The organism is Burkholderia sp. BCC1644, assembly GCF_902833225.1.
Classification (GTDB): Bacteria; Pseudomonadota; Gammaproteobacteria; order Burkholderiales; family Burkholderiaceae; genus Burkholderia.
Window position 1 is genome coordinate 59,691 of sequence record NZ_CADFEI010000026.1, and the last position, 13,113, is coordinate 72,803.

At 63.8% G+C, this 13,113-nt stretch carries 12 protein-coding genes; 6 read left to right on the top strand and 6 right to left on the bottom strand.

Features of this window, described 5'->3' with window-relative positions; translation table 11 throughout:
• Positions 1-147: 147 nt before the first annotated feature.
• Positions 148-852 (bottom strand): SDR family oxidoreductase, encoded by a 705-nt coding sequence (locus tag HWX87_RS34385; RefSeq protein ID WP_176051318.1) that lies wholly within the window; start codon positions 850-852, stop codon positions 148-150.
• A gap of 134 nt (positions 853-986) precedes the next feature.
• Between HWX87_RS34385 and gcvA the strand changes: the two genes are divergently transcribed.
• Complete coding sequence (gene gcvA, locus HWX87_RS34390) at positions 987-1,880, top strand: transcriptional regulator GcvA (RefSeq protein ID WP_176051319.1); 894 nt, start codon at positions 987-989, stop codon at positions 1,878-1,880.
• 34 nt (positions 1,881-1,914) lie between these two features.
• Here the strand turns inward: gcvA and HWX87_RS34395 are convergent, their stop codons facing one another.
• The 3 genes from HWX87_RS34395 to HWX87_RS34405 form a co-directional block, all read right to left on the bottom strand.
• The gene (locus HWX87_RS34395) at positions 1,915-2,505 is read right to left on the bottom strand and encodes a pyridoxamine 5'-phosphate oxidase family protein (RefSeq protein WP_176051320.1); all 591 of its coding nucleotides are present in this window, start codon (positions 2,503-2,505) and stop codon (positions 1,915-1,917) included.
• A 96-nt stretch (positions 2,506-2,601) separates the two neighbouring features.
• Positions 2,602-2,793 carry a hypothetical protein gene (locus HWX87_RS34400; RefSeq protein WP_176051321.1) on the bottom strand — a complete coding sequence of 64 codons (192 nt, stop codon included), beginning with the start codon at positions 2,791-2,793 and terminating at the stop codon, positions 2,602-2,604.
• 12 nt (positions 2,794-2,805) lie between these two features.
• A complete protein-coding gene (locus HWX87_RS34405) occupies positions 2,806-4,005 on the bottom strand; it encodes a PLP-dependent aminotransferase family protein (RefSeq protein ID WP_176051322.1) in 1,200 nt (399 codons plus the stop codon).
• A 605-nt stretch (positions 4,006-4,610) separates the two neighbouring features.
• Between HWX87_RS34405 and HWX87_RS34410 the strand changes: the two genes are divergently transcribed.
• The 4 genes from HWX87_RS34410 (at position 4,611) to HWX87_RS34425 (ending at position 9,088) form a co-directional block, all read left to right on the top strand.
• Positions 4,611-5,846 (top strand): MFS transporter, encoded by a 1,236-nt coding sequence (locus HWX87_RS34410; protein WP_176051323.1) that lies wholly within the window; start codon positions 4,611-4,613, stop codon positions 5,844-5,846.
• 58 nt (positions 5,847-5,904) lie between these two features.
• Positions 5,905-6,831, top strand: coding sequence for a LysR family transcriptional regulator (locus HWX87_RS34415; protein WP_176051324.1), 927 nt, complete (start codon positions 5,905-5,907; stop codon positions 6,829-6,831).
• 89 nt (positions 6,832-6,920) lie between these two features.
• A complete protein-coding gene (locus HWX87_RS34420) occupies positions 6,921-8,450 on the top strand; it encodes an amidase family protein (protein ID WP_176051325.1) in 1,530 nt (509 codons plus the stop codon).
• A 227-nt stretch (positions 8,451-8,677) separates the two neighbouring features.
• Complete coding sequence (locus HWX87_RS34425; RefSeq protein WP_176051326.1) at positions 8,678-9,088, top strand: GNAT family N-acetyltransferase; 411 nt, start codon at positions 8,678-8,680, stop codon at positions 9,086-9,088.
• 61 nt (positions 9,089-9,149) lie between these two features.
• On the opposite strand, the gene HWX87_RS34430 is transcribed toward HWX87_RS34425, so the two are convergent.
• Together HWX87_RS34430 and HWX87_RS34435 are read right to left on the bottom strand one after the other, a co-directional pair.
• Positions 9,150-9,497, bottom strand: a complete 348-nt coding sequence (locus HWX87_RS34430; RefSeq protein WP_176051327.1) for a hypothetical protein — start codon at positions 9,495-9,497, stop codon at positions 9,150-9,152.
• 208 nt (positions 9,498-9,705) lie between these two features.
• Positions 9,706-12,006 carry an NADP-dependent malic enzyme gene (locus tag HWX87_RS34435; protein ID WP_176051328.1) on the bottom strand — a complete coding sequence of 767 codons (2,301 nt, stop codon included), beginning with the start codon at positions 12,004-12,006 and terminating at the stop codon, positions 9,706-9,708.
• Positions 12,007-12,141: 135 nt separating this feature from the next.
• On the opposite strand from HWX87_RS34435, the gene HWX87_RS34440 reads away from it, so the two are divergent.
• Positions 12,142-13,113, top strand: a complete 972-nt coding sequence (locus HWX87_RS34440; RefSeq protein ID WP_176051329.1) for a LysR substrate-binding domain-containing protein — start codon at positions 12,142-12,144, stop codon at positions 13,111-13,113.

A 13,113-nucleotide genomic window follows, 5' to 3' on the forward strand; every position in this document is an offset into this window, starting at 1 on the left:
GCCCAGGCTTTCAATCCGGCGCGCCCTCGTCACGCGGCGTCGCCCATTTGAAAGGTCTGATGTATCCCGGATTTGTCTGATTTGTACGCGTTTGTAGTTGCTGCGCGGCGAGCGGCGCGCACCGCCGCCCGCTCGCCGGTGCCACGCTCAGAGCGCCTTGACGATCGCGCCGTCGACGCGAATGTTCTGCCCGGTGATGTAGCCCGCGCCGTCCGACAGCAGGAACGCGACCGTCTTCGCGATCTCGCCGGTCTTGCCGAAACGGCCGGCTGGAATGCGCGCGACGATCTCCGGGGTTTCCGGCCAGCTGTCGATGAAGCCCGGCAGCACCGCGTTCATCCGGATGTTCTCGGCCGCATAGCGTTCCGCGTACAGGCGCGTCCACGCGCTCAGCGCCGCGCGCAGCGTCGACGACACCGGCATCGGCTGCTCGGGCGCGTCCGCCGCGAAGCTCGAGATGTTGACCACCGCGCCGCCGCCCTGCTTCTGGAAGATCGGCGTCACGCGGCGCATCACGCGCACCACGTTCAGCAGGATCAGGTCGAGCCCCGCGTGCCAGTTGTCGTCGGTGATCGCCAGCAGATCGCCCTTCGGCGGATGGCCGGTGTTGTTCACGACCGCGTCGATCCGGCCGTAGCGCGCGACCGTTTCCTGGACGAGCCTGTCGATATCGGCTTCTTCCGTCACCGAGCCTTCGATGCCGAAGCCGCCCAGTTCCTCGCCGAGCGCCACCGCGCTGCCCGACGGCGACATCAGCGCGACGCGATAGCCCGTCGCCGCCAGTTCGCGCGCGATCGCCGCGCCCATGCCCTTGCCCGCCGCCGTGATCAACGCTACTTTTTCTACAGTCACGATTTGCTCCTCGTTCCGGTTATGCCGCCGCGCAGCCGCCATTCGGCGCGCCATGGTGGTAATGTAGGCGCATCACATCCGACTGTCGAACCAGTATTTCTGCCGCCAGCCGATAGTTTTTCTACAGCCTGACGATGCCGCCACGCCCTTCCCGCCTGCCGCCGCTGAATGCGCTTCGTGCGTTCGAAGTGTCCGCGCGGCACCTGAATTTCCGCGCCGCGGCCGACGAGATCGGCGTCACGCAGGGCGCCGTCGCGCAGCAGGTGCGCCACCTCGAGGACGTGCTCGGCCTGAAGCTGTTCGAGCGCCTGCCGCGCGGCCTTGCGCTCACGCACGACGGCGCCGCGTATTTCTCCGACGTGCAGCGCGCGCTGCACGCGATCGCCGACGCGACCGACAAACTCGTGAAGCGGCGCGCGGCGCTGACGATCAGCACGACACCGTCATTCGCGTCGAAGTGGCTGATCCCGCGGCTCGCGCACTTCACCGAAGCCCATCCCGACTACGACGTGCGCGTGATCGCCGATCCGCAGATCGCGACGTTCCGCCACGACGGCGTCGATCTCGCGATTCGTTACGGCAAACCGCCGTTCGGCAAGCATCTCGTCGCGCATGCGCTGTTTCCGCTCGATGTGTGTGCCGTGTGCAGCCCGACCGTGCTGGCCGCGCCGGCTTCACCGCGTGCGCTGGCCGGTCAGGTGCTGCTGCACGACGCGCACGACCTGTGGCCCGAGTTCCTTGCAGCGATGCCGGAGCCCGTCGATATCGATCCGCACAAGGGGCTGCGCTTCAACCAGACCTCGCTCGCGATCGATGCGGCCGTCGCCGGCCAGGGCATCGCGCTCGCGACCGATCCGCTCGTCGAGCGCGACATCGCCGCCGGCCGGCTGTGCAAGCCGTTCGATTTCGCGTTTCCGCTGTCGATGGGGTTCTATCTCGTGTATCCGGCCGAGCGGCGCGACGACGATGCGATCGCGGTGATGCGCGAGTGGATGACCGGGCAGGCGGTGGCGGACGGACGGCCTTGAACGCCTTGAAAGCCTTGAACGTCCTGCGTCAGCGTCAGGGGGCGATCCAGCGCGCTGCGTAGCCGCTTGCGCCGTTCAGATCGAACACCGCCCGGCGATGCCCTGCACGCGCGAGTTCGAGCCAGTCGATGCGCGTGACCGTCATGTGGATCAGACAGAAGTTTTCGTAGCCGTCGCCGGTTGGCGCGGTGTTGTCGAGATGCGCTTCTTCCGGTGAGTTGATCACCGTGCCGGGCGGCAACGGCGCCCGATACAGCAGCAGCGTATGCGGACGGCTCGATTCCCAGATCGCACGCCGCTGCGCTTCGTCTTCGCAGATCGACGCAACGCCTTCCGCGCGAATCTGCACGAGCGCGTCGAGATCGTTGGCGACGATCGAGATGCGCGGATCGCGGCGCAACTCCGCGACTTTCTCCGAGCGCGCATCGGTATGAAACGACAGCACGCGATCGGCACGGCTCACCTGACGCAATACGATCGTCCGAACCTTCGGCGCGCCGTCGAGGCCGAGCGTAGCCGCCTGCAGCATCGTGAACGGCGAGCGCTTCATGCTCACGCCGGATTCGAGGCAAGACCAGACGCGGTCGTACGTTTGCGCGAGCGATTCGGAGGTCGAGTCGGACATGAGGCGGCGGCGATCGTCAGTGTGTCGATCGCACAAGCTTAACCGTTTGTTCGGGCGACGACTCGCGTGCGACGCGGGCCGCCGCGCTCGAGCCGATCAGTTATAGCCGAGCACGACCGGCGCGGCATCGCCGGCATCGGTCGCCGGCTCCGCGCCGAAGCGGCCGAGCACGTCGGCCACATACTGCGGCCCGGCGCTGATCTGCGACGAGCGATGCTTTGCCGGCCGATTATCGCCTGCGCCCGACACTGCGCCCATCGATGCCGTTTCGTTGACGGTGATATTCACGTTGATGTCTCCTCACGCGGCCAGCGCCGCTCCATACGCGCGCACGAGGCGCGCGACGCCTTCCCGGATCGCATCGACGTCCGGCGCGGCGAACGACAGGCGCAGCGACGCTGCGTCGACGTTGTCCGCGAAGAACGCCTTGCCGGGTACGAACACGATCTTGTTGGCGATCGCCTGTTGCAGCAGCACGTCCGACGACACCGCGCCGATCCGCGCCCACACGAACATCCCGCCTGCGGGACGATGGAATTCGATCGCATCGCCGAACCCGTCGCGCAGCGCGTCGCACATCGCGTCGCATTTGCGCTGGTACGCGGCCGTGATGCGCGGCAGGTGGCGTTCGAGCGCGCCGTCGGCCAGGTATTCGGCGGCGGCGGCCTGCGTCCACGGCGCGCTGCACAAGTCGACCGTCTGCTTCGCGATCACGCAGCGCCGCGCGATCTCGGCCGGCGCGATCGTCCAGCCCACGCGCAGCCCCGGCGCGACGATCTTCGACAGGCTCGCGAAATGCACGATCCAGTCGCGCGCGCCGTCCACTTCACCGGCCAGCGCGAGCATCGACGGCACGGCTTCGCCCGCGAAACGCAGGTCGCCGTACGGATCGTCCTCGATGATCAGGAAACGGTATTGCACCGCGAGACGCAGCAGCTTCAGCCGGCGTTCGCGCGTGAGCGTCGCGCCCGTGGGGTTCGCGAAGGTCGGAACGGTGTAAAGCAGCTTCGGTTGCGCGATCGCGCCGGATGCGAGTTGCTCGGCAAGACGGTCGACGTCGAGCCCTTCTCCGTCGACGGGAATCGTCACGATGCGCGCCTGCTGCAGACGCATCGCCTGCAGCGTGGCCGGGTAGGCCGGCTGTTCGGTCAGCACGACGTCGCCGGGCGACACCATCACGCGCAGCAGCAGGTCGAGGCCCTGCTGCGAGCCCGTCGTGACGAGCAGTTCGGCTGCCGTGCACGCGACGCCGCGACGCGCCATCAGCGCGATCAGTTGCTGCTTCAGTTCGGCGAGGCCGTCGGTCGGGCCGTATTGCAGGCAGCGCACGGGTTGCGCGTACGCGCGTTCGGCGGCCGCGTTCAGGCCGTCGACATCGAACAGGTCGCTGGCCGGGTAGCCGCCCGCGAAGGAAATCATGCCCGGTTCGGACAGGTACTTGAACAACTCGCGAATCGGCGAGCCGGCGGGATTCTGGAATGAGGGAGTGAACGCGTACATGTCGTCGTGAGCTGGAGGGCGCGGACGGCCGGGATAGCCGCCAAATGCCTGCCGCCGGGGTGCTTCTGGCGCCACGGCGGTGAATTCGAGCCACGATTGTCGATAGTCATTAAGGGCTCGGCAAACGATATCTATGCACTAGGTCTTGCGGTTTGGTCATTAAATGGGGGGGCAGGTTACGGGTATGCGCTGTCAATCCAGATCGATGGCAAGCATCCACGGCAGGCAAGGCCAGCCGCGCTTGGGAACAACCCCTGTGCTGCGCAGGGCCCGCTCGAACGTGATACTCCTGTTCACCGGTTCGCGGTTCTTGGGACTGACCAATTATCGGCGTCAGCCATTTCCGACTCCTTGGGTGAGTCGGTCGTAGTCAGCGGGGCGCATGGGTTGCCGCCCCAGCGGCCCACGCTTTTTGTTGCCGTGGACTTCCCTTCTCTCTCCCCCTTTGCCCCGCTTCTCAGGTGCGTTTTCGCGAACGGAGAGATCTGAATATGTCACTTGTCGGCCCATTTGCGGCTACTTAGGATCAATTCGACTAGTCGCGGTGGGACTGCTCGGCATCACCGACGCGGGCCCGATCTTCCCTCTATCGGCAGATGTCCACCATGATCGACCCCAATAAAGGCAGACGTGCCGGCCTTGCGGTATTCGCGCTGCTCTACCTCGGCTTTTGCATCTCCTACATCGATCGCTCGGCGATCGCGCTTTCGCTCGTTGCCATCGGCAAGGAGTTCCAAGTCGGCACTGCGGTCCAGGGTGCCGTCATGAGCACGTTCTATATTGGCTACGCGGCCATGCAGATTCCCGGCGGATGGATAGCGGATCGCTGGGGGAGCAAAAAGGTCATCGTCGCATCTGTCGCGTTCTGGTCCTTGTTCACGTTGATGACCGGTCTCGCATGGTCGCTTGCTTCGCTGATCGCGATCCGCTTCATCTTCGGTCTCGGCGAAGGCGGTTATCCCGGTGCTGCAGTGAAGGGCGTGACCGAATCGTGTGCACGGGAGGATCGCCCGAAGATGTCGGCGTTCCTGATGTCGTCCAACTATGTCGGCAGCTTCATCGCACCACTGATTATCGCGCCGCTCATCCTCTATCTCGGCTGGCGTCATGCATTCGTCGTCGCGGGCGGCGCGGGTCTCGTGTTCGCGCTCCTCTATCTGATCGCGGTAAAGGACACGCACAGGAAACGCGATTCGGCAGGCCGTTCTGCACGCATCGACGGCGCGGCAACGCGCGCACTCCTCAAGATGCCGATCATGTGGAAGATTCTGCTCACATGGTTCTGCATGGGCATCGTCAACAAGGGACTCGATGCATGGATGCCCGCGTATCTTCTGACCGAGCGCCATCTCGACCTCAAGGCGGTCGGCATGCTCACGCCACTGCCCTTCGTCGCAGCGAGCGTATCGACAGCGCTGGGCGGCTGGATTCTCTCACGCTGGTTCGACGGCCGCGAGAAGTGGCTGATGGCCGCGTGCTGCGCGATTTCCGGCTTCTTTCTCTACGAGATGTACACCGCGGAAACGGTGACGGGCGTAATCGCGTATCAGTCGATCGTCTACTTCTTCAAGTCGTTCGTGCTTGCGGGTGTCTTCGCGCTTCCGGTCAAATTCCTGCCTCAAAAGCTCATCGGCACCGGCGCTGGCATGGTCAATTTCGGCGGACAGGTCGCAGGATTTGTCGCGCCCGCCGTCATTGGCCTGCTGGTTTCGATCACGGGCAACTACGACACGGTATTCGGCTTCCTGATCGTGGCGACGGCGTTCGCGGTCCTCATCAGTCTGTCGATACGACTGTCGCCCGAGGGTGGAGCACGCCTTGTCACCGCCGAGGAGGCCTGATCGCTTTGCCAGCCGGATAGGCGCTATCATGGGAAACCCTGCGTCCCGTCGATCCATCATGAGCGCCCGCATTCTTCAGGAAGCCGCCGTCCGTTACTTCCTCGAAGTCGTCAACACCGGCTCCATCGCCGATGCCGCCAACCGGCTGAACGTCGTGCCATCCGCCGTGAGCCGCCAGATCGCCCGGCTCGAAAGCGAACTCGGCGCGCAGCTTTTTGTACGGCAATCGCGCGGCATGGTCCCGAGCAAAGCGGGCGAAATGCTCGCCGCCTACGCGCGTCGCTCGCAACTCGACGCCGAACAGATTTCGCTGGAGATCGACGCGCTTCGCGGTGAAACCGAACGCACGATCCGCATTGCCTGCACGGAAGGATTCGCCTCCACCTTCCTGCCGCGCGCGATGGCGGACTTCCGCCGCACCGTCGCACCCGCATCGTTCGAAGTCGTCGTCGATGCGGCCGCCGACGTCACACAGCGCGTGCGCGAAGCCGAATGCGATGTTGGCCTCACGTTCAGTTTCGGCCCAGCGAAAGATATTCACGTCGCGTTTTCAGCGCCCTCTCCCGTGTTCGCGATCGTTGCGTCATCTCATCCGCTCGCGCAGTCTGCACTGGTTTCGTTTCGTGAGTTGCTTGCGTATCCGCTCGCATTGCCGGGTGTGCATTCGACGCTGCACAAGCTGATCGATATCTATTGCAGCCGCGAAGGAGTCGCATGCACGAGCGTGCTCCGCAGCGCGACGCTCGAAACGCTCCTGGGGTTCGTACTCGCGAGCGACGCCATTACGTTCAGCGGCGAACTGTTCGTTCGCCCGCGCCTGGCGTCCGGGGAACTCGTTGCGTTGCCCGTTCCGGAACTCGCCACCGGCGAACGCGCCATCGAAATTCAAACCCTCGCGCGGCGCGCGCTACCGCCTCTGCTGCAAGCGTTTATCGAGCGGCTCAGCGGCGAACTGTCCCTGCCCTCGCGGGTTGAGCAAAAGTGAACTGACCGTTCGATAAACATCACTGGCGATCGTTTTTCACGTCGTCTACATTGAGCGAACTCTTGCATTGTCGCTTGAAGGACTACCTGGTGGACGACCGTTACGAACTCACACGTCATAGTGCCGTCGCACTGCGCTCGCTATTGCAGGCACGTGAAATCTCCGCCGTCGAATTGCTCGAAGCCTGCATCGCGCGTATCGAAACACTCAATCCGTATGTCAACGCCATCACGGCGACGAGCTTCGAACGTGCGCGCATCGAAGCCAGTGCTGCCGATAGCGCGCTCGCGCGCGGCGATGCCGTAGGTTCTTTGCACGGCTTGCCGATCGGCATCAAGGATCTCGAAGAGACCAAAGATCTTCTGACCACCTATGGCTCGCCGATCTATCGCGCGAACGTACCGGCCCACGACAACACGCTGGTGCGTCGGCTGCGCGCGGCGGGCGCGATTGTCGTCGGCAAGACCAACGTGCCGGAAATGGGCGCGGGGGCGAACAGCTTCAATCCCGTGTGGGGCGCGACGGGCAATCCGTTCGATCCACGCCTGAACGCGGGCGGTTCGTCGGGTGGCTCTGCGGTAGCGCTTGCGCTCGACATGGTGCCGCTGGCCAGCGGTTCCGACACCGGCGGCTCACTGCGCATTCCCGCAGCGAAGTGCGGCGTGGTCGGAATGCGCACGTCGCCGGGACTCGTGCCGAGCGATCGAAAGCCGCTCGGCTGGACGCCGATTGCGGTGGTTGGGCCGATGGGGCGCACCGTCGACGACACGTGGCTGCAACTCGCGGCGACTGTCGGCCTGTCGGGCGGCGATCCGCTCGGCTATCCCTTCGCGATGAATCCGACGATGGACGGCCGCTCGCCCACGGATGTGTCGAAACTGCGCATCGGTTACACGGAAGACTTCGGCGTGTGCGAAGTGGACGACGACATCCGTGCCACGTTCCGACGCAAGATCGAGTTTATCCGTCGCGAGGTGGCCGTATGCGAGCCGATCGAAGTGGGCTTCGAGGGGGCGCATCGCTGCTTCGACGTACTTCGCGCGGAGGCGTTCGTCGCTGGCCTTCAAAAGGCGTATGAGACCAACCCTGATTCGCTTGGCCCGAATCCGCGCGCGAACTATGAAATGGGCATCGGTCTCGGTCTTGCGGATTGCGTGCGTGCACACGGCGACCAGACGCGACTGTTTCGCCACTTCCAGACACTGTTCGACCGTTATGACGTGATTCTTTCGCCAACGACGCCTGTTTCGCCGTTCCCGTGGACGCAGCCGTATCTGAAATCGGTGAATGGCGTCGAACTGGAGAACTACTATCGCTGGCTGTCGCTCACGTATGTCGTGACGCTCGCGACGAATCCGGCGTTGTCGCTGCCGTGCGGAGTCGATCATCGGGGCATGCCGTTTGGGCTGCAGATGATCGGCGCTTTCCGTGGCGATCTCGCACTGCTCGATGCCGCCCGCGCGTTCGAATCGCTCTTCGCGTCGTCCGACGAAACACGCCGCCCGATTCCCGATGCCGCGAAACTGCGTGAATCGGACGTCGACCTGAAGTTCATGGTCACGCATCCGCCGGTGCTCGACGCGGTGTTGCCTCACAATGCATCCGCTTCCACCGTCTGACCCAACCACGATCGATTCCATTGACGGCTAGCCGATCGAAACGTGGCAATCGGGCCGTATTGCAGGCAACGGACGGGCTGCGCGTATACGCGTTCGGCGGCCGCGTTCAGGCCGTCGACATCGGACTGGATGCGGGCACGCATGCCATTCTTCAACCAAGCTGTCTGACCCGGCGACTCTCAACGAGCACTGCCCCTCGGCCGACACGACCAATTTGAAGGGTTCACATGGATTACGTCGTCCATCAAGAAGTACCATCCGTATCGACATACATCGAGATCCGCCTTGCCGCCGGGTTAAGCCGAAAGTCGGAGCAAGCCGCAACGATCGGGTTGAAGAACGGACTCTTTAGCGTTGTAGCGTACTCGGGCAGTGCCCCGGTCGGGATCGGCAGGATTATCGGCGACGGGGGTTGCTTCTTCGAGATCGTGGATATTGCGGTATTGCCGGCTCACCAGAAGAAGGGCGTGGGCGGTCTGATCATGCGGGCACTCATGGGCTACATTCACGAGAACGCACCGCCGACCGCGTACGTCAGTCTGATGGCGGATCATGGGACGCCGAAGTTCTACGAACGCTTTGGCTTCCAGCCGTCAGTACTTCCCGAGAAAGCGGGCATGTTCCTTCGCATCAAATAGCACGCTGATCGAGATCACCATAATGAACCGGTCAAAAGCCTCGACCGTTCGCATGCCCAATTTATCGACCAAGGAATGGCGCTGCAATCGACGTCCACATCACGAGGAGCGTCAAGCATTCAACTGCGAACATTGCCTGGTCGTATTTGCTGCGAAGCGCCGCGCGCTTTGCATAGATGACATAGATCAGCGTAAAGAGTGGCGTGACGACCCACGTGGCCACCATGAATCCGAGGAAACCCATCGTACCGGCGACGAAGATTCCGCTGTGATACCCCCCGACCTGCGCATACCAGTATGCGAATCCGATCCATGGAAGCCACAATCCGAAGAAGGTGGTTATCGCGAGTTTGATCGCGCCAGATGACGCGCCGGAATCGGCGCGATCAATATCTGCTGATTGCGGCATGGGTATCACTGACTCGCTATGCGATGATTCGATGGAGATTCACTGTCACTTGTCGAGTGTGATTTCCGAAACCTGGAAATTGGTGGCAGCGCATTGGGTGCCAAGCGATCATACGACAGATCCGTACAGCCGGCGAAAGTGAATTCGCCGTACATAAATCAATCAAAAGTGGCTGGGGCGGCCGTAGCCGCCCTCCCCTAAGAATCAATCAACCACCCACACCCCGATTCGCCTCAATCACCGTCAACGCGGCCATATTCACGATCCGCCGCACGGTCGCACTCGAAGTAAGAATGTTCACGGGAGCATTAACGCCCAACAGGAACGGCCCCACCGCCACATTGCTCCCCGCCTCGGTCTTGAGCAGGTTATAGGCAATATTCCCCGCATCCACATTCGGACACACCAGCAAATTCGCCGCCCCCTTCAACGGCGACATCGGCAGCAGCTTCGCCCGCAGTCCTTCATCCAGCGCGCAGTCGCCATGCATCTCGCCGTCCGCCTCGATATCCGGCGCCTGCTCCCGCACGATCTCCAGCGCCCGACGCATCTTCACGCCCGAAGCCGCACTCCCTGACCCGAAATTCGACCGCGACAGCAGCGCAACCTTCGGCGTCAGATTCAGCCATTCCATCTGCCGCGCGGCAGCGATCGTGAATTCCGCGATCTGCTCCGCATCGGGGTTGTCGTTGACGTGCGTATCCACCAGCGCGACCGTCCGCTGATCGAGCAGCAGGATGTTCATCGCCGCGTAGGTCGACGCTCCCGGCTTCTTGCCGATCACCTCATCCACGAACCGCAGGTGATTGTGATACTCGCCCACCGTCCCGCAGATCATCCCGTCAGCATCGCCGAGCTGCACCATCATCGCGCCGATCAGCGTCAGGCGGCGGCGCATTTCCACGCGTGCCATTTCCTTCGAGATACCGTCGCGGCAGCGCAGTTCCCAATACTTCGTCCAGTACTGCGGGAAGCGCTCGTCGTACTCCGGATTGGTCACTTCGACATCCTGACCAAGTCGCAGGCGCAGGCCGAACCGCTCGATGCGCGCCAGCAGCACTTCCGGACGCCCGACCAGAATCGGGCGAGCGAGCTTCTCGTCGACGATCACCTGCACCGCACGCAGCACACGCTCGTCTTCGCCTTCGGTGAACACGATCCGCGCCTTGCCGCCGTCACGCACGAGCTGACGCGCGGTCGCGAACAGCGGCTTCATGAACGCGCCCGAGTGATAGACGAACTGCTGCAGCTGCTCGACATACGCGTCGAGATTCGCGAGTGGACGCGTCGCCACACCGCCCTCCATCGCCGCCTTGGCGACGGCCGGCGCGATACGCACGATCAGGCGCGGGTCGAACGGCTTCGGAATCAGGTATTGCGCGCCGAACGACACGTCGTACGCACCGTAGGCCGCCGCGACGACTTCGTTCTGCTCTTCCTCGGCCAGCCCCGCGATCGCGTGAACCGCGGCGATTTCCATTTCGCGCGTGATCGTCGTCGCGCCCACATCCAGCGCGCCCCGGAAAATGTACGGGAAGCACAGCACGTTGTTGACCTGGTTCGGGTAGTCCGAGCGGCCCGTCGCGATGACGACGTCGTCGCGCGTCTCGTGCGCCAGTTCCGGGAAGATTTCCGGCGTCGGGTTGGCGAGCGCGAGAATCAGCGGACGCGCCGCCATCGCCTTCAGCATCTCGGCCGTGAGAATGCCGCCGACCGACAGCCCCAGGAACACATCCGCGCCGCCGATCACTTCGGCGAGCTTGCGCGCATCGGTTTCCTGCGCGAAGCGCGACTTGGCCGGGTCCATCAGCGTGGTACGGCCGCGATAGACGACGCCTTCGATGTCGGTCACCCAGACGTTTTCGACCGGCAGCCCGAGGTCGACCAGCAGGTCCAGGCACGCCAGCGCGGCCGCACCGGCGCCCGACGTCACGACCTTCACCTCCTTGATCGACTTCCCGACGACCTTCAGCCCGTTGATGAACGCGGCGGAAACGGTAATGGCCGTGCCGTGCTGATCGTCGTGGAAGACGGGAATCTTCATGCGTTCGCGCAGCTTCTGCTCGACCGCGAAGCATTCCGGCGCCTTGATGTCCTCGAGGTTGATGCCGCCGAACGTGGGTTCGAGGCCGGCGATGATGTCGACCAGCTTGTCCGGGTCGGTCTCGTTGATCTCGATGTCGAACACGTCGATCCCGGCGAACTTCTTGAACAGCACGGCCTTGCCTTCCATGACCGGCTTCGAGGCGAGCGGGCCGATGTTGCCCAGGCCGAGCACCGCGGTGCCGTTCGTGATCACGCCGACCAGGTTGCCGCGGCTCGTGAAGCGGTGCGCCTGCAGCGGATCGGCGGCGATCGCCTCGCACACGCTCGCCACGCCGGGCGTGTAGGCCAGCGCCAGATCGCGCTGGGTCACCAGCGGCTTGCTCGCCACGACCGAGATTTTCCCGGGGGTCGGAAACTCGTGATAGTCGAACGCGGCCTGCTGCTGTGTCTCTGTCTGTTTCATGTTTTGGGTCCCGGCGTGGGCGCCAGGCCAGTCCCGGCGCGATCCATGAAGGTGATTCTAGGGATCCGCCATAACGCGATGATTCTGTTTTAATATCGGCCCATCACTTTTTCATGATGAATACATGACCAGTCAATGAATTTCGACGCGAATGACGTGGTCAGGCGGCTGGGCGCTCGTCTGAAGATTCGGCATCTGGTGCTGTTGCTGCAGATCCAGCAGCACGGGTCGCTGACGCGCGTCGCCGAGCACATGGCCAGCAGCCAGCCGGCCGTGACGAATGCGCTGTCCGAGCTGGAGAGCATGTTCGGCACGCCGCTGTTCGAGCGATCGTCGCGCGGCATGCGGCCCACCGCGCTCGGCGCGGTCGTGCTCGAGCGGGCGAAGGCGATGATCAAGGATCTCGACCACCTCGCCCGCGAGATGGAGGCCGTCGCCGCCGGGCACGCGGCGCATCTGCATATCGGCGTGATTCCGTTCATCTCCGGCCAGATGCTGTCGGCCGCGCTGAAGCGGTTGCAATCCCGGATGGAGCGGCGGCTGACCGTGACGATTCACGAAGGCACCAGCGATCAGCTGCTGCTGCAGCTCAGGGATCACAGCGTCGACATCGTGATCGGGCGCGCGTCGTCGGCGATCGATCTGGGGCAGGTTTCGTTCGAAGTGCTGTACCAGCAGCAGCCGCGCATGATCGCGAGCCGGCGTCTTGCGGCCAAGCTCGCGCGCACGCCGCTGGACTGGCACAAGCTGCACGCGCTCGACTGGATTCTCGGCGCGCCGCATACGCCGATGCGCGAACAGGTGACCGACCTGTTCCTGTCGGCCGGCATCGCGCCGCCCGTGCCGATCGTCGAAAGCTACTCGTCGAAACTGATCGGCGAAATGATCGCGTCGAGCGACGAGGCCGTGTCGATCGTGCCGGCCGATATCGCGGAAGAACTGGTGCGGATCGCCGGCGTGGCGATCGTGCCTTACTCGCTCGTGTGGACACTTCCGCCGATTGCGCTGTTTACGCGCTCCGCCGATTCGCGTTCGCCCGCGCGCGATCTGCTCGTCGAGGCGCTGCGTGCGGTGTGCAAGGAGACGTACGGGGAAATGCAGCGATAA